Source organism: Streptomyces sp. NPDC046860, from assembly GCF_040645115.1.
In the GTDB taxonomy this organism is placed as follows: Bacteria; Actinomycetota; Actinomycetes; order Streptomycetales; family Streptomycetaceae; genus Streptomyces.
In genome coordinates this window covers 107,161-130,317 of the sequence record NZ_JBEYXQ010000015.1, presented here as the reverse complement: position 1 = coordinate 130,317, position 23,157 = coordinate 107,161, and the positions used below count along the sequence as shown (strand labels likewise).

General features: G+C 71.6%; 23 protein-coding genes. 9 read left to right on the top strand and 14 right to left on the bottom strand.

The features are described 5' to 3' along the window. The first annotated feature begins 77 nt into the window (after window positions 1-77). Entirely contained in the window at window positions 78-1,202 is a 1,125-nt protein-coding gene (disA, locus tag ABZ898_RS21715) for a DNA integrity scanning diadenylate cyclase DisA (RefSeq protein ID WP_361661220.1), read from the top strand. On the opposite strand, the gene ABZ898_RS21710 is transcribed toward disA, so the two are convergent. Further along, window positions 1,199-2,029, bottom strand: coding sequence for a hypothetical protein (locus ABZ898_RS21710; RefSeq protein ID WP_361661218.1), 831 nt, complete (start codon window positions 2,027-2,029; stop codon window positions 1,199-1,201). The genes disA and ABZ898_RS21710 overlap by 4 nt on opposite strands. 181 nt (window positions 2,030-2,210) lie before the next feature. On the opposite strand from ABZ898_RS21710, the gene ABZ898_RS21705 reads away from it, so the two are divergent. The 5 genes from ABZ898_RS21705 (at window position 2,211) to cseC (ending at window position 6,651) form a co-directional block, all read left to right on the top strand. After that, window positions 2,211-3,086: an A/G-specific adenine glycosylase gene (locus ABZ898_RS21705; protein WP_361661215.1), complete on the top strand. Its 876-nt coding sequence runs from the start codon at window positions 2,211-2,213 to the stop codon at window positions 3,084-3,086. Between the two features lie 273 nt (window positions 3,087-3,359). After that, on the top strand, window positions 3,360-3,899 hold the full coding sequence (locus tag ABZ898_RS21700) for a SigE family RNA polymerase sigma factor (RefSeq protein WP_361661212.1): 540 nt from the start codon (window positions 3,360-3,362) through the stop codon (window positions 3,897-3,899). A 35-nt stretch (window positions 3,900-3,934) separates the two neighbouring features. Next, window positions 3,935-4,540, top strand: a complete 606-nt coding sequence (locus ABZ898_RS21695) for a hypothetical protein (protein ID WP_361661209.1) — start codon at window positions 3,935-3,937, stop codon at window positions 4,538-4,540. Between the two features lie 45 nt (window positions 4,541-4,585). Beyond that, complete coding sequence (cseB, locus tag ABZ898_RS21690; RefSeq protein ID WP_361661206.1) at window positions 4,586-5,290, top strand: two-component system response regulator CseB; 705 nt, start codon at window positions 4,586-4,588, stop codon at window positions 5,288-5,290. Between the two features lie 8 nt (window positions 5,291-5,298). Further along, window positions 5,299-6,651, top strand: coding sequence for a two-component system sensor histidine kinase CseC (cseC, locus tag ABZ898_RS21685; RefSeq protein ID WP_361661203.1), 1,353 nt, complete (start codon window positions 5,299-5,301; stop codon window positions 6,649-6,651). A 98-nt stretch (window positions 6,652-6,749) separates the two neighbouring features. Here cseC and ABZ898_RS21680 read toward each other — a convergent pair whose 3' ends face one another. Beyond that, window positions 6,750-8,360 (bottom strand): MDR family MFS transporter, encoded by a 1,611-nt coding sequence (locus ABZ898_RS21680; protein WP_361661200.1) that lies wholly within the window; start codon window positions 8,358-8,360, stop codon window positions 6,750-6,752. A 123-nt stretch (window positions 8,361-8,483) separates the two neighbouring features. Between ABZ898_RS21680 and ABZ898_RS21675 the strand changes: the two genes are divergently transcribed. Further along, entirely contained in the window at window positions 8,484-9,083 is a 600-nt protein-coding gene (locus tag ABZ898_RS21675) for a TetR/AcrR family transcriptional regulator (protein ID WP_361661197.1), read from the top strand. 66 nt (window positions 9,084-9,149) lie between these two features. Here ABZ898_RS21675 and ABZ898_RS21670 read toward each other — a convergent pair whose 3' ends face one another. Continuing rightward, a complete protein-coding gene (locus ABZ898_RS21670; RefSeq protein ID WP_361661194.1) occupies window positions 9,150-9,695 on the bottom strand; it encodes a M23 family metallopeptidase in 546 nt (181 codons plus the stop codon). A gap of 440 nt (window positions 9,696-10,135) precedes the next feature. Between ABZ898_RS21670 and ABZ898_RS21665 the strand changes: the two genes are divergently transcribed. After that, window positions 10,136-10,738: an HAD family acid phosphatase gene (locus ABZ898_RS21665; RefSeq protein ID WP_361661191.1), complete on the top strand. Its 603-nt coding sequence runs from the start codon at window positions 10,136-10,138 to the stop codon at window positions 10,736-10,738. A 447-nt stretch (window positions 10,739-11,185) separates the two neighbouring features. On the opposite strand, the gene ABZ898_RS21660 is transcribed toward ABZ898_RS21665, so the two are convergent. Further along, a complete protein-coding gene (locus ABZ898_RS21660; RefSeq protein ID WP_361661188.1) occupies window positions 11,186-13,708 on the bottom strand; it encodes an ATP-dependent Clp protease ATP-binding subunit in 2,523 nt (840 codons plus the stop codon). A gap of 430 nt (window positions 13,709-14,138) precedes the next feature. Here ABZ898_RS21660 and ABZ898_RS21655 point away from each other — a divergent pair, with 430 nt between their 5' ends. Next, a complete protein-coding gene (locus ABZ898_RS21655; protein WP_361661185.1) occupies window positions 14,139-14,789 on the top strand; it encodes an SCO3374 family protein in 651 nt (216 codons plus the stop codon). Here ABZ898_RS21655 and ABZ898_RS21650 read toward each other — a convergent pair. From ABZ898_RS21650 to ABZ898_RS21605, 10 genes are all read right to left on the bottom strand, one after another. Further along, entirely contained in the window at window positions 14,768-15,103 is a 336-nt protein-coding gene (locus tag ABZ898_RS21650) for an Lsr2 family protein (RefSeq protein WP_161147472.1), read from the bottom strand. The genes ABZ898_RS21655 and ABZ898_RS21650 overlap by 22 nt on opposite strands. Before the next feature lie 203 nt (window positions 15,104-15,306). Continuing rightward, window positions 15,307-15,840: an amino-acid N-acetyltransferase gene (locus ABZ898_RS21645; RefSeq protein ID WP_361661182.1), complete on the bottom strand. Its 534-nt coding sequence runs from the start codon at window positions 15,838-15,840 to the stop codon at window positions 15,307-15,309. A gap of 9 nt (window positions 15,841-15,849) precedes the next feature. Beyond that, on the bottom strand, window positions 15,850-16,290 hold the full coding sequence (locus tag ABZ898_RS21640; RefSeq protein WP_361661180.1) for a BlaI/MecI/CopY family transcriptional regulator: 441 nt from the start codon (window positions 16,288-16,290) through the stop codon (window positions 15,850-15,852). A gap of 124 nt (window positions 16,291-16,414) precedes the next feature. Next, the gene (locus tag ABZ898_RS21635) at window positions 16,415-16,591 is read right to left on the bottom strand and encodes a hypothetical protein (protein ID WP_361661176.1); all 177 of its coding nucleotides are present in this window, start codon (window positions 16,589-16,591) and stop codon (window positions 16,415-16,417) included. A 77-nt stretch (window positions 16,592-16,668) separates the two neighbouring features. Further along, entirely contained in the window at window positions 16,669-17,328 is a 660-nt protein-coding gene (locus ABZ898_RS21630; protein ID WP_361661266.1) for a hypothetical protein, read from the bottom strand. Window positions 17,329-17,498: 170 nt separating this feature from the next. Further along, window positions 17,499-18,296 carry a type III pantothenate kinase gene (locus ABZ898_RS21625; protein WP_030811239.1) on the bottom strand — a complete coding sequence of 266 codons (798 nt, stop codon included), beginning with the start codon at window positions 18,294-18,296 and terminating at the stop codon, window positions 17,499-17,501. Between the two features lie 5 nt (window positions 18,297-18,301). Then, the gene (gene nadC / locus ABZ898_RS21620) at window positions 18,302-19,282 is read right to left on the bottom strand and encodes a carboxylating nicotinate-nucleotide diphosphorylase (protein ID WP_361661172.1); all 981 of its coding nucleotides are present in this window, start codon (window positions 19,280-19,282) and stop codon (window positions 18,302-18,304) included. 48 nt (window positions 19,283-19,330) lie between these two features. After that, a complete protein-coding gene (locus tag ABZ898_RS21615; RefSeq protein ID WP_361661169.1) occupies window positions 19,331-21,028 on the bottom strand; it encodes an L-aspartate oxidase in 1,698 nt (565 codons plus the stop codon). Further along, entirely contained in the window at window positions 21,025-22,026 is a 1,002-nt protein-coding gene (gene panC / locus ABZ898_RS21610) for a pantoate--beta-alanine ligase (RefSeq protein ID WP_361661166.1), read from the bottom strand. The genes ABZ898_RS21615 and panC overlap by 4 nt, the downstream gene beginning before the upstream one ends. After that, window positions 22,023-23,015: a DUF2520 domain-containing protein gene (locus tag ABZ898_RS21605; protein WP_361661163.1), complete on the bottom strand. Its 993-nt coding sequence runs from the start codon at window positions 23,013-23,015 to the stop codon at window positions 22,023-22,025. The genes panC and ABZ898_RS21605 overlap by 4 nt, the downstream gene beginning before the upstream one ends. Between the last annotated feature and the right edge of the window lie 142 nt (window positions 23,016-23,157).

Sequence of the window (23,157 nt, the reverse complement as noted above, 5' to 3'; positions counted from 1 at the left end):
TTGCGCAGGTCTCGCCCGTCCGTGCGAAACGCGTGCCGTGACGGAAGCGCGTCAGAACCTGCGACCGGAGGAGTGCAGTGGCAGCCAACGACCGGGCAGCAGCTCCCGGAAAGTCCGGTGGGAGTGCCGGTGCCGATGGCCTGATGCGCGCCTCGCTGAGTGCCGTGGCTCCGGGCACGGCCCTGCGCGACGGTCTGGAGCGGGTCCTGCGCGGCAACACCGGCGGGCTGATCCTGCTCGGCTGGGACAAGACGGTCGAGGCGATGTGCACCGGCGGTTTCGTGCTGGACGTGGAGTTCACCGCGACCCGCCTGCGCGAGCTGTGCAAGCTGGACGGCGGCATCGTCCTGTCCTCGGACCTGTCGAAGATCCTGCGCGCCGGCGTCCAGCTCGTGCCGGACCCCACGATCCCCACCGAGGAGACCGGCACCCGGCACCGCACCGCGGACCGCGTCTCCAAGCAGGTCGGCTTCCCCGTGGTCTCGGTGTCCCAGTCGATGCGGCTGATCGCGCTGTACGTCGACGGTCAGCGCAGGGTGCTGGAGGACTCGGCGGCGATCCTGTCCCGCGCGAACCAGGCCCTGGCCACGCTGGAGCGGTACAAGCTCCGCCTGGACGAGGTCGCGGGCACGCTGTCGGCGCTGGAGATCGAGGACCTGGTGACGGTCCGGGACGTCTCGGCGGTCGCGCAGCGCCTGGAGATGGTCCGGCGCATCGCCACCGAGATCGCGGAGTACGTCGTCGAACTGGGCACCGACGGCCGTCTGCTGGCCCTCCAGCTGGAGGAGCTGATCGCGGGCGTCGAGCCCGACCGCGAGCTGGTCGTGCGGGACTACGTGCCCGAGCCGACGGCGAAGCGTTCGCGCACGGTGGAGGAGGCGCTGTTCGAGCTGGACGCGCTGAGCCACGCGGAGCTGCTCGAACTGGGCACCGTGGCACGGGGGATGGGGTACACCGCGTCTCCCGAGTCGCTGGACTCGGCGGTGTCGCCCCGCGGGTTCCGGCTGCTGGCGAAGGTTCCCCGGCTGCCGGGGGCCGTCATCGACCGGCTGGTGGAGCACTTCGGCGGGCTGCAGAAGTTGCTCGCGGCCAGCGTGGATGATCTTCAGGCTGTCGACGGGGTCGGGGAGGCTCGGGCCCGTAGCGTGCGCGAGGGACTCTCGCGGCTGGCGGAGTCCTCGATTCTCGAGCGGTACGTCTAGTCCGCCGACAGGACGAACGACGTCTGTGTCCTGGCGAAGCCCGCCGGCTTCGCCTCCAGGAGGTAGGTGCCGGGCTTGGCCTTGCCCGCGGGCGGGGTGGCGCACTCGGGGGCGCTCGGACGGCGGTCCCACTTCACGGTGTAGGTGATGCTCTCGCCGGCCGGAACCCGGAAGACCAGGCTCTTGGCGCCCTTGGGGCAGTCGTCCGAGGCCCAGAAGGTGTCGTCGCCGTCGGCCGGGGTGACCGCCAGCACCGCGTGCTCGGGGCCCAGGTCCGCCTTGCAGTCGCCGGACGAGGTGTTGCGCACGACGAGTTCGAAGGTGGGGGTCTCGTCGGGCGAGTAGGAGTTGCGCTTGCTGCGCAGGCTCACCGTGACCTTGCCGGGGGCGCAGACGGGGAGCGGTGAGGACGCGGCCAGCGCGTCACCCTCGCCGACGTTCCCGCCGCCCGAGCCCGCGGCGGAACCCGCACCGCCCGAGCCGCCCGTACCCGAGCCGGAGTCGCCGCCCGTGCCGTCGCCGCCGGAGCCGCCCGCGCCGGAGCCGTCGCCCGAGCCCGTGTCACCGGAGCCGCCCGAGCCCGACTCGTCCCGGCCGCCGGGGTGTTGGCTGATCGCGGGACCGGAGGAGGAGGGACCCGGCGTGATCGTGGACGCGGGATTCTTGCCGTCGGGGCCTTCGGCGCCGTTCTTGCCTCCCCCGCCGCCGGACACGACGATCCAGGTGACCACGAGCGCCAGGAGGGCGACCACGGACACGATGACGACCCTCCGTCGCCAGTAGATGGAGGAGGGAAGCGGCCCGACCGGATTGCGCAGAGATCCCACGCGGAAACTCTACGAGAGATCATGCCCCCGACTGGCGTCCCCCGCCGCCCTCGCATCAACTTTTCCGGATCATCATCCCGGTAACTTCCCCCTCACACGCGCATCTTGCGCCGAGTGCGACGCTCCGTGCACAGGCGGTGACCCACCCGGTCCGCCGCGGGCGTGGCAGGATCGGAAGGCCATGACTGAGAAGCTTCACGCCCCAGTGATCGACTGGTTCGACAGCCACGCCCGCGACCTCCCCTGGCGCCGCCCGGAAGCGGGGCCGTGGGGCGTGATGGTCAGTGAGTTCATGCTCCAGCAGACCCCGGTGAGCCGGGTGCTGCCCGTCTACGAGCAGTGGCTCGCCCGCTGGCCCCGCCCGGCCGACCTGGCGAAGGAGCCGCCGGGCGAGGCGGTGCGCGCCTGGGGCCGGCTCGGCTACCCGCGCCGCGCGCTGCGCCTGCACGGTGCCGCCGTCGCCATAACGGAGCGGCACGGCGGTGACGTGCCCACCGACCACGCCCAGTTGCTGGCGCTGCCCGGCATCGGCGAGTACACCGCGGCGGCCGTGGCCTCCTTCGCCTACGGGCAGCGGCACCCGGTGCTGGACACCAATGTCCGCCGGGTGTTCGCGCGGGCGGTGACCGGTGTGCGCTACCCGCCGAACGCGACCACGGCCGCCGAACGCAGGCTGGCCCGCGAGCTGCTGCCCGACGAGGACAGCACGGCGGCCCGGTGGGCGGCGGCGTCCATGGAACTGGGCGCGCTGGTGTGCACGGCGAAGAACGAGGAGTGCCACCGCTGCCCGATCGCCGCGCAGTGCGCCTGGCGGCTCGCCGGGAAGCCGGAGCACGAGGGGCCGCCCCGGCGCGGGCAGACGTACGCGGGCACCGACCGCCAGGTGCGCGGGAAGCTGCTCGCGGTGCTGCGGGACGCGCATGTGCCGGTGCCGCAGACCAGCCTGGACCGGGTGTGGCACGAGCCGGTGCAGCGGGCCCGCGCGCTCGACGGGCTCGTCACCGACGGCCTGGTGGAGCCGCTGCCCGGCGGCATGTACCGGCTGCCGCTGAGCTGAAGCACAGCGAGGTCACAGCGCGCGGGTCCGGTGTCACGGACCCGCGCGCCCGACAAGATGCCCCATAACCAGACATGACGGGCGCCTCCTTTACCCCGTACCTACTTCCGTTACACAACCGACGGACAGCCGAGTGCAGGCCGCTGGCTGCCTCGGACAACCCCGTGACAACAGCTCCGTAATTTCGTTCCGTGCCCGGCGGACCACCGGGCCGGCGAGATGAGGACCCGGTGCGCGGAGCCGGGGCGACGGGGAGACGGAAGGCGGTCGGTCATGGCGCAGGGCGAGGTGCTCGAGTTCGAGGAGTACGTGCGGACCCGGCAGGACGCGCTGCTGCGCAGCGCCCGCCGTCTGGTGCCCGACCCGGTGGACGCGCAGGACCTGCTCCAGACCGCGCTGGCCCGGACGTACGGGCGCTGGGAGGGCATCGCCGACAAGCGGCTCGCCGACGCCTATCTGCGCCGGGTCATGATCAACACCCGTACCGAGTGGTGGCGGGCGCGCAAGCTGGAGGAGGTGCCGACCGAGCAGCTCCCCGAGGCCAGCGTGGCGGACTCCACCGAGCAGTACGCCGACCGCGCCCTGCTGATGGACATACTGAAGGTGCTGGCTCCCAAGCAGCGCAGTGTCGTGGTGCTGCGACACTGGGAGCAGATGTCCACGGAAGAGACGGCCGCGGCCCTCGGCATGTCCGCGGGCACGGTCAAGAGCACGCTGCACCGGGCGCTCGCCCGGCTCCGCGAGGAGCTGGAGGCCCGTGATCTGGATGCGCGCGCGCTGGAGCGTGAGGAGCGGGAGCGTTGCGCGGCCTGAACGGCGGGCCCGGACGTGTCCGGGGCGCAGGAGCGGTGATCACGGCGGTGGCCGGGATCGCCGCTGTCGGCCTTTCCGCCACCGCCTGCGGTGCCGGGGGCACCGGGGCCCGGGACGAGGGCCCGGCGCGCGTCTCCGCGGTGGCCGGGGCGGCGGCCGCCTCCCCCTCCCCGGGCCCGGCGAACGGCTACCGGCGCGTCGACGCGGTGCGCCTGCTGAAGCGGGACCCGGCGGTCTCGGCCGCCGTCAAGCACGAGCTGAAGCCGTGCGGCAGCGGTGACGACTACCCGGTGGACGTCTCCTACGGCGATCTGACCGGCTCGGACCGCACCGATGTCGTGATCAACGTGCTGACCTGCGCCGACGCGGTGGGGATCGGCGCGTACGTCTACCGGGAAGCCGGTGGCTCGTACCGGAACGTGTTCAAGGCCGAGGAGTCGCCGGTCTACGCGGAGATCGACCAGGGCGTGCTGACCGTGACGAAGCAGGTGTACAGCAAGGGCGACCCCATCTCCAGCCCGTCGGGCGAGGACGTCATCCCGTACAAGTGGAAGACGGGCCGGTTCACGCCGGGCAAGCCCGTGCACACCGACTACAGCGGTTCGGTGGGCCACGAGCCGTCCGCCGTGCCCGCCGACTGACGCGACACCGAGCCCCCGAGGAACCCGAGGACTGAGAGCACCCGGATGCCAGAGCACACCCACGTCCTGTTCGTGGAGGACGACGACGTCATCCGTGAGGCCACCCAGCTCGCCCTGGAGCGGGACGGCTTCGCGGTCACCGCCATGCCCGACGGCCTCTCGGGGCTGGAGGCGTTCCGCGCCGACCGGCCCGACATCGCGCTGCTGGACGTGATGGTGCCGGGGCTGGACGGGGTGAGCCTGTGCCGCCGCATCCGGGACGAGTCGACCGTGCCGGTGATCATGCTGTCGGCCCGCGCGGACTCCATCGACGTGGTGCTGGGCCTGGAGGCGGGCGCCGACGACTACGTCACCAAGCCGTTCGACGGCGCGGTGCTGGTCGCCCGCATCCGGGCGGTGCTGCGCCGCTTCGGGCACGCCGGGCATCCGGGACGGGCCGGGGCGGACGGCCCGGCGGCCACGGACGGGGTGCTGACCTTCGGCGAGCTGGAGGTGGACACCGAGGGCATGGAGGTGCGGCGGGCCGGACAGCCGGTGGCGCTCACCCCGACCGAGATGCGGCTGCTGCTGGAGTTCTCCGGCGCGCCGGGCACCGTGCTCTCCCGCGACAAGCTGCTGGAGCGGGTCTGGGACTACGGCTGGGGCGGGGACACCCGGGTGGTCGACGTGCATGTGCAGCGGCTGCGGCAGAAGATCGGCCAGGACCGGATCGAGACGGTCCGGGGCTTCGGCTACAAGCTGCGGGGCTGAGCGCGGTCATGCGGAGTCTCTTCGGCCGGCCGGTACGGCGGGTGGCGGGCGTGGGCCTGCGCACCAATCTGCGGTGGAAGCTCAGTGCGGCCATCGCGCTGGTCGCGGGTCTGGTGGCGATCGCGCTGAGCCTGGTCGTGCACAACGCGGCCCGGGTCTCGATGCTGGACAACGCCCGTGACCTGGCCAACCAGCGGGTCCAGCTCGCCCAGCGCAACTACGAACTCGCCGGGCGCCCCAACTTCCCCAGCATCAAGATCGACGACCCGGCGCTCCCGGCCGAGCTGCGGGACAAGGTGGAGGAGGGCCGCCGGGCCAGCTACGTCAGCGACACCGGCAGCGGCGAGCCGGACATCTGGGCCGCGGTGCCGGTCAAGAACGGCCACGTCCTCTCGCTGCACGGCGCCTTCCCCGACAGGTCGGCCGACGTGCTGGCCGACCTCGACCAGGCGCTGCTCATCGGCTCCATCGCGGTGGTGCTCGGCGGCAGCGCGCTCGGCGTGGTGATCGGCGGCCAGCTCTCCCGGCGGCTGCGCAAGGCGGCGGCCGCCGCGAACCGGCTGGCGACGGGCGAGACCGACGTACGGGTACGGGAGGCCATCGGCGGAGTCGTACGGGACGAGGCCGACGACCTGGCCCGCGCGGTGGACGCGATGGCGGACGCCCTGCGGCAGCGGCTGGAGGCGGAGCGGCGGGTCACCGCGGACATCGCGCACGAGCTGCGCACCCCGGTCACCGGGCTGCTCACGGCGGCCGAGCTGCTGCCTCCCGGGCGCCCCACCGAACTGGTCCTGGACCGGGCCAAGGCGATGCGCACCCTGGTGGAGGACGTCCTGGAGGTGGCCCGGCTGGACGGCGCCTCCGAGCGGGCCGAGCTGCAGGACATCATGCTGGGCGAGTTCGTCGCCCGGCGCGTGGCGGCCAAGGACCCGGACATCGCCGTACGGGTGGTGCACGAGTCGGAGGTCACCACCGACCCGCGCCGGCTGGAGCGGGTGCTGCTCAACCTGCTCACCAACGCCGCCCGGCACGGCCGGCCCCCGGTCGAGGTGACCGTCGAGGGCCGGGTCATCCGGATACGCGACCACGGCCCCGGCTTCCCCGAGCAGCTCCTCGCGGAGGGGCCGCTCCGCTTCCGCACCGGCAGCGAGGACCGCGCCGGCCAGGGGCACGGCCTCGGCCTGACGATCGCGGCCGGTCAGGCCCGCGTCCTCGGCGCCCGCCTCACCTTCCGCAACATCCGCCCCGCGGGCACCCCCGCCCACCTCCCGGCCGAGGGCGCGGTGGCGGTCCTCTGGCTCCCCGAACACGCCCCGACGGCGACCGGCAGCTACCCGGTGCCCCCGAACCTGCGGGGCTGAGCACGCCGGCCCGGCGCGGCCAGGCCCACCCGGCCCCGGAACGGCCGAAGGCCCCCCGCGCGGCGCAGTGCCGTACGGGGGGCCTTCGGAGAGTCCGGTCAGACCGCCTCTATCACCGGGGCCGGGACCGCGCCCGCGGAGTCGGATTCGGAGTCGGAGTCGGCCGAGGGCTTCTGGGGGCCGCCGCGCAGCGGGACCTCCTTGACGAAGAAGGCCGCGATCAGGACCAGGACGGCGATCGCCGAGCCGAGCAGGAACGCGGAGTGCGTACCGGCGGACACCGCGTGCTGGTAGGCCTCCCGCGCCGCCGCCGGAAGCTTGGCGAGGCTGGCCGCGTCGAGCTGGGCGGACTTCTCGGTGATGCCCTTGCCCAGCGCACCGGCGCGCTCGCTCATGACGTCCTGCACCCGGTTGTTGAACAGGGCGCCCATGACGGCCACACCGAACGACGAGCCGAGCGTGCGGAACAGGGTGGTGGAGGAGGACGCCACGCCCATGTCCTTCATCTCCACGCTGTTCTGCGCCACCAGCATGGTGATCTGCATCAGGCAGCCCATGCCCGCGCCGAGCACGGCCATGTAGATGCCGGAGGTCAGCCGGGTCGTCCCGGTGTCCATCAGCGACATCAGGTACAGCCCGGCGATCATCAGCACACCGCCGACGATGGGGAAGACCTTGTAGCGGCCGCTGCCCGTGGTGACCCGGCCCGCGACCATCGAGGTCACCAGCATCGCGCCGAGCATCGGCAGGAGCAGCAGTCCGGAGTTGGTCGCGGACGCGCCCTGCACGGCCTGCTGGTACAGCGGCAGGAAGAGCGTCGCGCCGAACATCACGAAGCCGGTGATGAAGCCGATCAGGGACATCAGGGTGAAGTTGCGGTTCTTGAAGATGTGCAGCGGCACGACCGGCTCGGCGGCCTTGGTCTGCCAGAACACGAACCCGACCAGGGCGACCACACCGAGGGCGGTCAGCTCCATGATGCGCGCGGAGGTCCAGGCGTACTCGGTGCCGCCCCACGTCGTGACCAGGACGATCGCGGTGATGCCGACGGTGAGCAGCGTGACGCCCAGGTAGTCGATGCCGGCCTTGGCCCGCTTCTTCGGCAGGTGCAGCACCGCGGAGACCAGGGCGAGCGCGACCGCGCCGAGCGGCAGGTTGATGTAGAAGGACCAGCGCCAGCCCCAGTTGTCGGTGATGGTGCCACCGACCAGCGGGCCGCCGATCATCGCCAGCGCCATGACGCCGGCCATCATGCCCTGGTACTTGCCGCGCTCGCGCGGCGGGATCAGGTCGCCGATGATCGCCATGACGCCGACCATCAGACCACCGGCGCCCAGGCCCTGGACGGCACGGAACGCGATCAGCTCACCCATGCCCTGGGCCATGCCGCTGAGCGCGGAGCCGATCAGGAAGATCACGATGGAGCCCAGGAAGGCGCCCTTGCGCCCGTACATGTCACCGATCTTGCCCCAGACCGGGGTCGAGGCCGCGGTGGCGAGGGTGTACCCCGTCACGACCCAGGACAGGTGCTCGAGACCGCCCAGGTCGCCCACGATCGTGGGCATCGCGGTGCCGACGATCATGTTGTCCAGCATCGCCAGCATCATGGCGATCATGAGCGCGAGCAGAACCACTCGTACGCTCTTCGGCTGCTTCTCCGACTGCTCGGGCTCCGCCGGGCCCGTGTCGGCCGTCTGCGTGTCCGCCATTTCTCCCACTCCCCCTGGCGGCAGGTACTTACTTGCCGCCCGGCTAGTTCACTACACTGGAAGGTAGCCCGTTTACTAGCCGGGCGTCAAGTAAGTTTCCGCGGGAGCGGGAGGAGTACGAGGATGGGCGACACCATGGACGGCACCAAGCAGCAGCGCCGCGGGAACACCCGCCAGCGCATCCAGGACGTCGCGCTCGAACTCTTCGCGGAACAGGGCTATGAGAAGACCTCGCTGCGCGAGATCGCCGAGCACCTCGACGTGACCAAGGCGGCGCTCTACTACCACTTCAAGACCAAGGAAGAGATCATCGTCAGCCTCTTCGCGGATCTGACGCAGCCGATCGAGGACCTGATCGAGTGGGGCCGCAGCCAGCCGCACACCCTGGAGACCAAGCAGGAGATCGTACGGCGCTACAGCGCGGCGCTGGCCGGGGCGCAGCCGCTCTTCCGGTTCATGCAGGAGAACCAGGCGACGGTGCGGGAACTGCGCATCGGGGACACGTTCAAGGAACGCATGAAGGGCCTCAGGGAGATCATCGTCGACCCCGAGGCGGAGATGGTGGACCAGGTCCGCTCGATCAGCGCGCTGTTCACCCTGCACGCCGGGATGTTCGTGATGGCGGACCTGGAAGGCGACCCCGAGAAGAAGCGCGAAGCGGTTCTCGAAGTCGCCGTGGATCTGGTGACGCAGGCGCACGAGGGCGCCCGCGGCAGGAAGTAGTCCGGACATCCGCGGTCCGGACTACCGTCGGTGGCCGTTCACGGCCGGGGGCGGTGGCCCAGGGGCTCAGACGCGGACGCCGTGGGCCTTCAGGAAGGTCACCGGGTTGACGGCCGAGCCGTAGTTCGGCGTCTTGCGGATCTCGAAGTGCAGGTGCGGGCCGGTGGAGTTACCGGTGCTGCCCGACTTGGCTATGTGCTGACCGGTCTTGACGACCTGGCCGATCTTGACGTCGACACGGGACAGGTGGGCGTACTGCGAGTACAGACCGTTGCCGTGCTTGATGACGATGGCGTTGCCGTACGCGGGGCCGTCACCGGCGCCGTTCGGGCCGGCCTTGACGACGGTGCCGCCGTGGGCCGCGAGGACCTCGGTGCCGGTGGGCACCGCGAAGTCCTGACCGCTGTGCTTGTGCGCCCAGTGGCTGCCGCCCTGGTCGAAGCTGGCGGAGAGGGTGTACTTCTTCACCGGGTCGACCCAGGAGGTCGCGGAGGCGGAGGCGGCGCTGGCAACCCCGCCACCCAGCACGGCCGCGCCACCGACAGCGGCGGCCATGACGGCCACGCGGGTGCGGAGCGCGGACGTACGGACAGACGTGGAACGCTTGAACATCGATACCTCGTGAAGTCGGAGACAGAGAGCCACCCGGCGTACGGATGTTTCACCGTGCTCCGGGCGGGACTCCACATTGGTAACCCCTCACCCCATCCGGGCACAAAGGGCCTATCTACGGCACGAGGTAGTAGAAGTATCCGAAAATCGGGCATCTCTTGACAGGTCGGGCACCCCGGCGACACCAGGCGGTACGGCCTGCCGGTATCACTCACGGTTTCTGCGCGTACGTCCGGTTCTGTCCCCTTTTGGAAAACCACTATCCCGGTTAGTACCGGACATTTCCCCTGTGCGGCATGTCACCGGCGGGCCCGGCTCCGGACCCCATAAATGTGACGCGCGCCTCTAGCAACCTACCGTCTGGTAACCCTACGGTTCCCCTCGCGCCACCCGCTCCGCAGAGCATGCACTGCACCGTACGGACGCGAGAGGACCCCTCCATGACCAGACGCCCCTTAGTGCGCCGGATCGCCGCCATCGGCGTCTCCACCGCCGCGCTGACCGCGCTCGCCGCCCCCGCCGAGGCCGCCACGACGGTCACCGGCGCCGCCGCCGTCGACTACGCCACCTGGCAGCAGGACTGCCGGCAGGTGATGAACGAGGCCCTCCCCTACCTCAAGGACCGCATCGCCTCCTCCTCCGGCGAGAAGCAGGCCATCGTCCTGGACGTGGACAACACCACCCTGGAGACCGACTTCGGCTTCCAGTACCCGCAGCCGGCCAACCGCCCCGTACTGGAGGTCGCGCAGTACGCCCAGACCCACGGCGTGGCCCTGTTCTTCGTGACGGCCCGGCCCGGCATCCTGCACTGGCCCACGTCCTACAACCTCGAACACGACGGCTACCGGGTCACCGACCTGCGCGTACGCGGCCTCTTCGACCTCTTCAAGGACGTGGCCGCCTACAAGACCGCCCAGCGCGCCGACATCGAGAACCACGGCTACGAGATCATCGCCAACATCGGCAACAGCACCTCCGACCTGACGGGCGGCCACGCGGACAAGACCTTCAAACTCCCCGACTACGGCGGTCAGTTGTCCTGACCCGACGGCCGAAGAAGGTGTTCCCCGGCGCCGGGCTGGTCCCCAAGCCCCTGCGGCTGACCGGCCCGGTCTCCCCCGGCCCCTGGAGCCGCTTCGAAGCCCCCGCATACGCCGACGAAGTACTGGCCGAGATCGACTCCGGAATCTTCTCCCTCAACATCTCGTCCCCGGAAGCCTGCGGAAAGACGGTTTCTCGGAGAACCCCCAGCTGCGCAGACTCGGCCTGAATGGCGAAGCGATGTCGACAGGTGTCCTGCAAGGGCTGCGCACCGCCGCTCTCGTCACGCAGTACGGAATGGCTCTCGACCTGAGCGCGTACGCCGAGGACTTTCCCGGGGTCGTGGTGACGGCACCGAGATCGCGTCCTTTCGCCCCCTGACACATGCCGAAGGGGGCCGGTGCCGATAAGCACCGGCCCCCTTCGGGCCTACGCGAACCCCCGGAGGGTTACGCGTCCTTGCTCAGGTTCGGGCCGCCGCCCGCCGCCTGCTCGATCGGCGGGGCGTCCGGGAGGGCCGCCTTCTCCTCGCCGCGGAAGGTGAAGGTCTGCTCCTCGCCCTCGCCCTCCGTGTCCACGACCACGATGTGGCCGGGGCGCAGCTCGCCGAAGAGGATCTTCTCCGAGAGGGTGTCCTCGACCTCGCGCTGGATCGTGCGACGCAGCGGACGCGCGCCCAGCACCGGGTCGTAGCCCTTCTTGGAGAGCAGCTCCTTGGCGGACTGGGAGAGCTCGATGCCCATGTCCCGGTCCTTCAGGCGCTCGTCCACCTTGCTGATCATCAGGTCGACGATCCGGAGGATGTCGGCCTGCGTGAGCTGCGGGAAGACGACCACGTCGTCGACGCGGTTGAGGAACTCGGGGCGGAAGTGCTGCTTGAGCTCGTCCGACACCTTGTTCTTCATGCGCTCGTAGTTGGTCTTCGTGTCGCCGGAGGCGGCGAAGCCCAGGTTGAAGCCCTTGGAGATGTCCCGCGTGCCGAGGTTGGTCGTCATGATGATGACCGTGTTCTTGAAGTCCACGACCCGGCCCTGGGAGTCGGTCAGGCGACCGTCCTCCAGGATCTGCAGCAGCGAGTTGAAGATGTCCGGGTGGGCCTTCTCGACTTCGTCGAAGAGGACGACCGAGAACGGCTTGCGGCGCACCTTCTCGGTGAGCTGGCCGCCCTCTTCGTAGCCCACGTAACCGGGGGGCGAACCGAAGAGGCGGGAGACCGTGTGCTTCTCGCTGAACTCCGACATGTCGAGGGAGATCAGCGCGTCCTCGTCACCGAAGAGGAACTCGGCGAGCGCCTTGGACAGCTCGGTCTTACCGACACCGGACGGACCGGCGAAGATGAACGAGCCACCGGGACGCTTCGGGTCCTTCAGGCCGGCACGGGTACGGCGGATCGCCTTGGACAGCGCCTTGACGGCGTCGACCTGGCCGATGACCCGCTTGTGCAGCTCCTCCTCCATGCGGAGCAGGCGGCTGGACTCCTCCTCGGTCAGCTTGAAGACCGGGATGCCCGTGGCCGTGGCGAGGACCTCGGCGATCAGCTCGCCGTCGACCTCGGCGACGACGTCCATGTCGCCGGCCTTCCACTCCTTCTCCCGCTTGGCCTTGGCGGCCAGGAGCTGCTTCTCCTTGTCGCGCAGGGAGGCGGCCTTCTCGAAGTCCTGCGAGTCGATCGCGGACTCCTTGTCCCGGCGGACACCGGCGATCTTCTCGTCGAACTCGCGGAGGTCCGGCGGCGCGGTCATCCGGCGGATGCGCATCCGGGAGCCGGCCTCGTCGATCAGGTCGATCGCCTTGTCGGGGAGGAAGCGGTCCGAGATGTACCGGTCGGCCAGGGTGGCGGCCTGCACCAGCGCCTCGTCGGTGATGGAGACGCGGTGGTGCGCCTCGTACCGGTCGCGCAGACCCTTGAGGATCTCGATGGTGTGCGGCAGGGACGGCTCGGCGACCTGGATGGGCTGGAAGCGGCGCTCGAGGGCCGCGTCCTTCTCCAGGTGCTTGCGGTACTCGTCCAGCGTGGTGGCACCGATGGTCTGGAGCTCACCGCGGGCCAGCATCGGCTTGAGGATGGAGGCGGCGTCGATCGCGCCCTCGGCGGCACCCGCGCCGACGAGCGTGTGCAGCTCGTCGATGAACAGGATGATGTCGCCGCGGGTGCGGATCTCCTTGAGCACCTTCTTCAGGCGCTCCTCGAAGTCACCGCGGTAGCGGGAGCCGGCGACCAGGGCACCGAGGTCGAGGGTGTAGAGGTGCTTGTCCTTGAGGGTCTCGGGCACCTCGCCCTTGACGATGGCCTGGGCGAGGCCCTCGACGACGGCGGTCTTGCCGACGCCGGGCTCACCGATCAGCACCGGGTTGTTCTTGGTGCGGCGGGACAGCACCTGCATGACCCGCTCGATCTCCTTCTCGCGCCCGATGACCGGGTCGAGCTTGGTCTCACGAGCGGCCTGGGTGAGGTTCCGGCCGAACTGGTCCAGGACGAGAGAGGTCGAGGGGGTGCCCTCGGCCGGGCCGCCGGCGGCGGCCGTCTCCTTGCCCTGGTAACCGGACAGCAACTGGATGACCTGCTGGCGCACCCGGTTGAGATCCGCTCCGAGCTTGACCAGGACCTGGGCGGCGACGCCCTCGCCCTCACGGATCAGGCCGAGCAGGATGTGCTCGGTACCGATGTAGTTGTGGCCGAGCTGAAGGGCCTCGCGGAGCGAGAGCTCCAGGACCTTCTTGGCACGGGGGGTGAAGGGGATGTGACCGGACGGGGCCTGCTGGCCCTGACCGATGATCTCCTCCACCTGCTGACGGACCGCCTCAAGCGAAATGCCGAGGCTCTCCAGGGCCTTAGCGGCGACACCTTCACCCTCGTGGATGAGACCCAGGAGGATGTGCTCGGTGCCGATGTAGTTGTGGTTGAGCATCCGGGCTTCTTCCTGAGCCAGGACGACAACCCGCCGCGCGCGGTCGGTGAACCTCTCGAACATCGTTAATCGCTCCTCAGAGCGGTCAGGCAGTGGGGGGAACTTCCCCTCCCTGTCCTTCCGCAGCTTAGTCCCGCAAGCGGGGACCGCTCATTCCAACTGCCGACACCGTCGATGGCCTCCTGACCCCGAACGCCGACATCTGCTCCAACTCGATGGTGCGAGACGATGTTCCCGCAGGCCAGGCAGTTACCCCACTCGCCGTTCCGCCGATGGCGAACGTGAGACGGCCTTTTCTGCGTGTCGCCCCCTCCCACTAGGCATGTCTTACCCGCGGAGACCGGCGGTCCATGCCGCGCGCACCGGTTCCCTCCGCTATGGGCGAACAACCTCACGACTCCTCGCGCGCCCATGCACTCCCCCTCGGTACACGGAACGTGACCCTCCGGACGCTCAGCGTAACTCCCGGACGGCTTCGGCGGTTGCACCTGGCATGGCTGGCTCAATTCCCCCGGCGTCGTCCGCGCTCCCCTTGCCGCGGCCGAGGCGTCCGCTCGGCCCGGCCCCCGAGGACGCGGCCCGGCACTGGTACGAACGTGTGCTGGGCTGGGCGACGGCGCCCGGAGCGCCGCTGCGGCTGGTCACGGGGGTGCGCTTCGACGTACTGGACGTGCCGGCCGAGGCCGGCGCGGTGGCGCTGCGGCACCTGGGGCCCGCCTCCCCGGTGGCCCTGGCGGGCGGCCGCATGCGGCTGCTGGTGGCCGCGGGCGCCGCGGAGGAGCTGCCGGGGCTGCTCGACTGGCTGGAGTGGGGTGCGCTGGCGCTGGATCTGCGGGCGCTGGGCGCGGGGGATCTGCTGGAGGCGCCGGAGCCGCCCGTACGGGCCGTGGGCTCGGCGGCGCGTCCCGGCGCGGGGCCGGGCGCCGGGACCGGACAGGGGGCCGCCGTGTGGCTGCGGCCCCCCGAGCCGGGGCGCGATGTGGAGGCGGCGCTGCCCGCGCTGCCGTCCTTCGAGGGCGTCGCGGGCGCCCCCGATCTCGTACGGCTGGTGGACACGGTGGCAGCGCAGTGCCATCGGGTCCGGCTGCGGCGGGGCGCCGAGCCGTCCGTGCGGGGGCGTGATCAGCCGTTGGCCTTCTCGTAGGCCTCGCGGATGGACGCGGGAACGCGACCGCGGTCGTTCACGTCATAGCCGTTCTCCTTGGCCCAGGCGCGGATGGCCGCGGTGTCCTGGTTGCCACCGGAAGCGGCGCGGGTCTTGCCGCGTCCGCCCGAGGAACGCCCTCCGGTACGACGGCCGCCCTTCACATATGCGTCGAGAAGACCACGCAGCTTGTCCGCATTGGCGGTCGTGAGATCGATCTCGTACGTCTTGCCGTCCAGCGCGAACGTCACGGTCTCGTCAGCCTCGCCGCCGTCGAGGTCGTCGACAAGAAGGACCTGAACCTTCTGTGCCACCGGATTTCCTTTCATCGAAAACGTGAGGGCGGGGAGGTCTGCGGCGTACGCCGTTTAGCCGCCCCTGTTATATGCAGTGCAGCAGTACGCCGGAAAGCAAACCGCTTTTGCCGGAAAAACACAAACCTTCAGGGAGGGACTCCGGCCCCTCTCCCGTCCGGAAACATGCGCGTTTCGGACATAGGGAACCGGGGCATTGGCGATCACAGATGCAGAAGCATCCGGCTGTTGCCCAAGGTGTTGGGTTTCACTCGTTCGAGACCGAGGAACTCCGCGACGCCCTCGTCATAGGAGCGCAAGAGCTCCGCGTACACATCGGTGTCGACCGGTGTCTCACCGATCTCCACGAAGCCGTGCTTGGTGAAGAAGTCGACTTCGAAGGTCAGACAGAAAACGCGGCGAACGCCGAGCAGGCGCGCGGTCTCCAGCAACTTCTCCAGCAGCCTGTGTCCCGTTCCCGAACCCTTGAGGGCGGGGTTCACCGCGAGAGTGCGGACTTCCGCGAGGTCTTCCCACATGACGTGCAGGGCTCCGCAGCCGACGACCTCGGCGTTGTCCTCGCGTTCCGCGACCCAGAACTCCTGGATGTCCTCGTAAAGCGTGACCGTGGCTTTGTCGAGCAGGATGCGGTCGCGGGTGTAGGCGTCGAGGAGTCCGCGTACAGCGGGAACATCGCTGGTCCGGGCCCGCCGGACGGTGACGGCTTTCGCGGAGACTTCGGGGCTCTTCGCTGACATGAGCGGACGCTATCGCCCGGCGGGCCCCTCCGCCGAGCCGGGGTTCTCCTCTCGCGGGATGCGCGCCTCTTGCGGCGCTTCCCGCGTTTGCGGCCCTTCGACGATACGGACGGCGTCGCTGAGCGCCTGGCGCTGTTCCTCGCTCATCATCCCGAAGAAGGCGACGAGAGCGGCGGCCGGGTTGTCGCTCTGCGACCAGGCGTCGTTCATGAGCGCGGCCGCGTAGGCGGCTCTGGTGGAGACGGCCTCATATCGATAGGCGCGGCCTTCCGCCTCACGGCGGACCCAGCCCTTCTGATGGAGATTGTCCAAAACCGTCATGACGGTGGTGTAGGCGATGGAGCGTTCCTGCTGGAGGTCTTCCAGGACTTCCCGGACGGTCACCGGGCGGTTCCACTTCCACACCCGTGACATGACGGCGTCTTCGAGATCTCCCAAGGGGCGAGGCACAACTCAAATAATAGGAGGAGATCCCGGCAAAACGACGCCGACGTGCGCGTTCGCCGCCAAAGTGAGCAAAAAGGGCGCACGGCGTGGAAGCCGTGCGCCCGTGAGGGTCGTCGAGGGGATTCGCTCAGGCGTCGCCGGGGGCGGCCTGGCGGACGCCTTCGGCGCGCGCGAGGGCGGCGTCGACGGCCGCGTCCTCCTTGCCCTTGGCCGCCCCGCCCTGGGTCTTCACGATCACCCTGACCACACCGATGAAGAAGGCGGCCATGACGAACGGGGGCACGAGGGCGGAGACGTAGTCCATGCCCCCAGAGTAGCCACGCGGGGCGGCCGGGCCGGGGCGGGGTGGACGCAATGTCCTCCCCGCGGCGTACGGCCAGGTCAGCCCGCGGCGAGCCGGCGGGCGGCGTGCCGCGCGGACGGCGGCGACTGCGGTTTGCGGCGCGGGAAGACCTCGCCTGGGGTGGGGACGGGGCGCTTGGGCGCCGCGGGCGTGGCGGGACGCTCGCCGGGGCGCGGGGACGGGGGCCGTGAAGGCTCCTCGGCGGGCTTCTGAGCGGCTTCGCCGGACTCGTCGGCCCCGGTGGGTCCGGACCGTCCCGCACCGCCCGGAAGGGCCAGCAGGCGGGCACGGGAGGGTGGCGCGGCGGGCGCGGGGACGGTGGGCGCACCGGAGGCGAAGCGGGCCCGTACGCTCCGCTCGACCAGGCCCTGGCAGTGGGCCAGCAGCGCGGCGGCCACCGGGTTGCCGCGCAGCGCGCGCAGTGCGGCGAGGTCGTCCGGGACGGGCCGGTGCCCGGCGCCGAGCGCCTCCTTGAGGAGCGCGAGATAGCCGGCCGCGGTGCCGGGCAGGGCGGCGCGGTAGCGCTCCAGGTCGGCCAGCAGGAAGGCGCGCAGGCGAGCCGCTTCGTCCAGTGCCTCGTCGACCGACTCGGCGAGGCGGAAGCAGTCCTGCACGTCCTCGGCGGAGGCCGTGCCGGGGTGGAGGGCGAGGGCGAGGGCGCGACGGAGCACACGCAGCTCCTCCGCTCCGAACGCCATGCCGCCGCGGGTTCCGTATGGCGTGGGCATGCGGCGACGCTACCGCTAATCGGACAAAAGTTACGGAATGGGGCGTTGTGTAACGCGTGTCGGACCCAGGGTTCCCCCGCCCGGCCCTGGGTCCGCCGCCGCGACCTCGCGGCCTCGCGCTCTTGCGCCCTCGCGCCCCGCTACCTGCGCGGCACGTTGCGCTCGTAGACCAGGCGCAGGCCGATCAGGGTCAGCCAGGGCTGGTGCTCGTCGATCACCGAGGACTCCCCGAGCACCATCGGCGCCAGGCCGCCGGTGGCGATCACGGTGACGTCGTCGGGGTCGTCGGCCAGCTCGCGCGCCATCCGGCCGACCACCCCGTCGACCTGGCCGGCGAAGCCGTAGACGATGCCGGACTGCATGGCCTCGACGGTGCTCTTGCCGATCACGTTGCGCGGGCGGGCCACCTCGATCTTGCGGAGCTGCGCGGCCTTGACGCCGAGCGCCTCCACCGAGATCTCGATGCCCGGGGCGATGACCCCGCCCACGTACTCCCCGCGCGCGGAGATCGCGTCGAAGGTCGTCGCGGTGCCGAAGTCGACCACGATCGCCGGGCCGCCGTACAGCTCGTTGGCGGCGACCGTGTTGATGATGCGGTCGGCGCCGACCTCCTTGGGGTTGTCGAACTGCACCGGCACCCCGGTCTTGACGCCGGGCTCGACCAGCACCGCGGGCACGTCGCCGTAGTAGCGGCGGGTGACCTCGCGCAGCTCGTGCAGCACCGAGGGCACCGTGGCGCAGATCGCGATGCCGTGGATGCCGTCGCCCAGTTCCTCGCCCAGCAGCGGGTGCGTGCCCATCAGGCCCTGGAGCAGCACCGCCAGCTCGTCGGCCGTGCGGCGCGGGTCGGTGGACACGCGCCAGTGCTCCACGATGTCCTCGCCGTCGAACAGGCCGAGGACGGTGTGGGTGTTGCCGACGTCGATCGTGAGCAGCATCCGCCTCACTCCGCCGGGCGCAGGTCCAGGCCGATGTCGAGCACCGGCGAGGAGTGGGTGAGGGCGCCGACGGCCAGGAAGTCCACGCCGGTCTCGGCGTAGGCGCGGGCGTTGTCCAGGGTGAGCCGCCCGGACGCCTCCAGCTCGGCGCGGCCGCCCACGATGGCGACGGCCTCGGCGCACTCGCCGGGGGTGAAGTTGTCCAGCAGGATCAGGTCGGCGCCCGCGTCCACGGCCTCGCGGAGCTGGTGCAGGGTGTCGACCTCGACCTCGACGGGCAGCTCCGGGAAGGTCTCCCGTACGGCCTTGAACGCCTGGGCCACGCCGCCCGCGGCGAGCACGTGGTTGTCCTTGACCAGGGCGGCGTCGGACAGCGACATGCGGTGGTTGACGCCGCCGCCGCAGCGCACCGCGTACTTCTCCAGCGAGCGCAGGCCCGGGGTGGTCTTGCGGGTGTCGCGCACGCGCGTGCGGCTGCCCTCCAGCACGTCGGCCCACGCGCGCGTGGCGGTCGCGATGCCGGACATGCGGCCCAGGATGTTCAGGGCGCTGCGCTCGGCGGTGAGCAGGTCACGGGTGCGGGTGGTGACCGACAGCAGGCGCTGCCCGGCCTCGACGGTGTCGCCGTCCTCGACGTGCCGCTCGACCTCGAACTCGTGCTCGCAGACCACGGAGAGCACGGCCTCGGCGATCCGCAGGCCCGCCACCACACCGGCCTCGCGGGCGACGAAGTCGGCGGTGGCCACCGCGTCCTCGGGAATGGTCGCCACGGTGGTCACGTCCACGCCGCCGGCCAGGTCCTCCTGGACGGTGATGTTGGCGATGTCCTCGATCTCGACGGGGTCGAGCCCGGCGTCGGCCAGCAGGGCGGCGAGCGCGGGGTCGAGACCGCACTCCATTTGCTCTTCGCCCTCCTCCTCCGCGCCGCAGGCGCAGCCGTCGCCGCAGCCGCCGGTCGGGGCGAGGGGAAGGTCGTCGGTGCTCACGTTCGTCACTGCTCCTGGGGACGCGGGTTCACCCGGTGGACAGAGATGTCACCGGGCAGGGGGGAAGTCTGCGCTGTCGGTGGTGCGTACGGCCAGCGAACGGTCCGCGCGCAGGGTCACCACCAGATGGCGGCGCCAGTGGAGATCGTCGCGGTCGGAGTGGTCCTCGCGCCAGTGGCAGCCCCGTGTCTCCTCGCGCAGGGCCGCCGCGGCGACCAGGACGCGGGCCACGTCCAGGAGGTTGGTGGCCTCCCAGGTGTCGACGCCGGGCTCGGCGGTCTTGCCCTCGCCGTCCAGGGTGTCGCTGGCACGCGCGTGCAGCTCCTCCAGCCGCCGCGCCGCGCGTTCGAGTGAGCCGGCCGAGCGGAGCACGCCCGCGCCCTCGGTCATGATCCGCTGCACGGCGAACCGGTCCTCGGGCGCCAGCAGGGGGTGCAGGGGCGTGCCGGGGCGCGGGACGGGGACGGGCACGCGCGCGTGCGAGCCGTTCGCGGCGTGCTCGGCCACGATGTCGGCGGCGATCCGCTCGGCGTAGACGAGCCCTTCGAGCAGCGAGTTGGAGGCGAGCCGGTTCGCGCCGTGCACGCCGGTGCAGGCGACCTCGCCGCACGCGTACAGGCCCGCGACGGTCGTCCGGCCGCGGCCGTCGGTGCGGACGCCGCCGGAGGCGTAGTGGGCGGCCGGGGCGACCGGGATCGGCTCGGTGACCGGGTCGATGCCGTGGGCGCGGCAGGCGGCCAGGATGGTCGGGAAGCGGTTCTCCCACATCTCGGCGCCGAAATGCCTGGCGTCGAGATACATGTGCTCGGCGCCCGTCTCCTGCATCCGCCGCGTGATGCCCTTGGCGACGATGTCGCGCGGGGCCAGCTCGGCCAGCTCGTGCTGCCCGATCATGAAACGGGTGCCGTCGGCGTCGACCAGGTGGGCCCCCTCGCCGCGCACCGCCTCGGAGACCAGCGGCTGCTGGCCCTCGGCGTCCGGGCCGAGGAACAGCACCGTCGGGTGGAACTGCACGAACTCCAGGTCGCTGACCTCGGCTCCCGCGCGCAGCGCCAGCGCCACGCCGTCGCCGGTGGACACCGAGGGGTTGGTGGTCGCGGAGAACACCTGGCCCATGCCGCCGGTGGCGAGCACCACGGCGGGCGCGTGCACGGCGCCCACGCCGTCGTGCTGCCCCGCGCCCATGACGTGCAGGGTGACGCCGGCGGTACGGCCCTCGGCGTCGGTGATCAGGTCCAGCACGAGCGCGTTCTCGACGGTGCGCAGCCCCCGCGCGCGGACGGCGTCGACCAGCGCGCGGGAGACCTCCGCGCCGGTCGCGTCGCCGCCCGCGTGGACGATGCGGCGGCGGTGGTGGCCGCCCTCGCGGGTGAGCTCCATGGTGCCCGCCGCGTCGGTGTCGAACCGGGCGCCGGTGTCGATCAGCCGCCGCACGGCGCCGGGACCCTCGGTGACCAGGAGGCGCACGGCTTCCTCGTCGCACAGGCCGACGCCGGCGACCAGGGTGTCGTCCAGGTGCTGGCCGGGGGTGTCGCCGTCGCCCAGCGCGGCCGCGATGCCGCCCTGGGCCCAGCGGGTGGAGCCGTCGTCCAGGCGGGCCTTGGTGACGACGACCGTCGTAAGGCCGGCCGCCTCGCAGCGCAGCGCGGCGGTCAGGCCGGCCACGCCGGAGCCGACGATCACGACGTCGGCCTGGACGGCCCAGCCGGGGGCGGGCGCGTGCAGTCGTATTCCGGTGCTGGTCACAAGGCGGCTCCAGGGCTGCCGAAGGCGAGGGGGATGTTGTCGATCAGGCGGGTCGAGCCGACCCGGGCGGCGACGGCCAGCACGGCCTCGCCGGTGAAGTCGTCGGCGATCTCGGTGAAGTCGGCGGGGTCGACCAGGGCCAGGTAGTCCAGGGCGAGCGGCGGGTCGAAGCGGGCGGCCTCGTCCAGGGCCTGGCGGGCGGCCGCGCGGACGGCCGCCGGGCCGCCGGGGGCCGCGGTGGCCACGGCGTGCGCGTCGGCCGCCGCACGCGACTCGCCTATGGCGCTCAGCGCCTCCGCGCGCGCGTGCGTGGAGGGCACCTCCATGGCCCGCGCGCGCAGCGCCTCCTGGGCCGCGTGCCGGTCGCGGCCCGCGAACAGCGCGCGGGACAGGGCGAGGGCGGTGGAGCGCTCGCCGGGGCCGAGGTAGCGGTTGCGGCTGGACAGGGCGAGCCCGTCCTCCTCGCGGACGGTGGGCACGCCGACGATGTCCACACCGAAGTTGAGGTCCCGGACCATGCGGCGGATCAGTGCCAGCTGCTGGGCGTCCTTCTGCCCGAACAGGGCCACGTCGGGCCGGGTGAGGTGCAGCAGCTTGGCGACGACGGTGAGCATGCCGTCGAAGTGGCCGGGGCGGGTGGCGCCCTCCAGGCGGCCGCCCATGGGGCCGGCGGTGATCCGCACCTGGGGCTCGCCACCGGGGTAGACCTCGTCCACGGCCGGGGCGAACACCGCGTCGGCGCCCGCGCGCCCGGCGAGGGCGATGTCGGAGTCCAGGGTGCGCGGGTAGCGGTCGAGGTCCTCGCCCGCGCCGAACTGGAGCGGGTTGACGAAGACCGTGACGACGACCTCGCCGTCCGCCCCGGCGATCTCGCGGGCGGCGCGGATCAGCGTGGCGTGGCCCTCGTGCAGGGCGCCCATGGTCATCACGACGGCACGGCGGCCGCGCCGCACGCGCGCGTACAGCTCGTCGGCGGTGCTCAGCAGGGCGGTGGTCATCGCTCGTTCCCCTCGGGGCCGTTCTCTTCGTCGTCCCCGCCGGGGGCGGGGCCGGTGCCGTCGGCGCCGCCCTGGTCGGCGAGCACGCCGAGCAGGTCCTCGGCCAGCTCGGCCTTGAGCAGGCCGTGCGCGAGGGCGCGGTCGGCGGTCGCGCGGGCCATGGCCACATAGCCGGCGACGGTCTGCGGGGAGTGCTCGCGCAGCTCGGCGATGTGCGCGGCGACGGTGCCCGCGTCCCCGCGCGAGACGGGGCCGGTGAGGGCGGCGTCACCGGAGCGCAGGGCGTTGTCCAGGGCGGCGCCGAGCAGCGGGCCGAGCATCCGGTCGGGGGCGCCGACCCCGGCCGTGCGCAGCAGCTCCATGGACTGGGCGACCAGGGTGATCAGGTGGTTCGAGCCGAGGGCGAGGGCCGCGTGGTAGAGCGGGCGGCTCTCCTCGCTGATCCACTCCGGCTCGCCGCCCATCTCGATGACCAGGGCCTCGGCGGCGAGCCGCAGCTCCCCGGGCGCGGTGACGCCGAAGGAGCAGCCCGCGAGCCGCTGGACGTCCACGGGGCTGCCGGTGAAGGTCATCGCCGGGTGCAGCGCGAGCGGCAGCGCGCCCGCGCGCAGGGCCGGGTCGAGCACCGAGACGCCGTACCGGCCCGAGGTGTGCACGAGGAGCTGGCCGGGGCGGACGGCGCCGGTCTCGGCGAGGCCGGTGACCAGGCCGGGCAGGGCGTCGTCGGGGACGGTGAGCAGCACCAGGTCGGCGCGCCGGAGCACCTCGGCGGGGGGCACCAGCGGCACGCCGGGCAGCATCTTCTCGGCGCGCCTGCGCGAGGCGTCGGAGACACCGGAGACGGCCACCGGGCGGTGCCCGGCCAACTGGAGGGACGCGGCCAGCGCGGGGCCCACGCGTCCGGCGCCGACGACGCCGACGGTGAGCCGCGCGGGGCGGTCCTGGACGTCTGTGCTGTCTGTGCTGTCAGAGGGATGGACTGTACTCACGCGACCGTGGCCTTCCCGTTCCAGTCCGCATCTGGGTACCGGACGATTTCTCGTCATGTTAACGCTATCCGGTGACCGGGCCCCCGGCCGTCCACAGGCTGTGGGCCGCGGCACCGGGCCGCGCGGAAACCGGGTGCCCCCG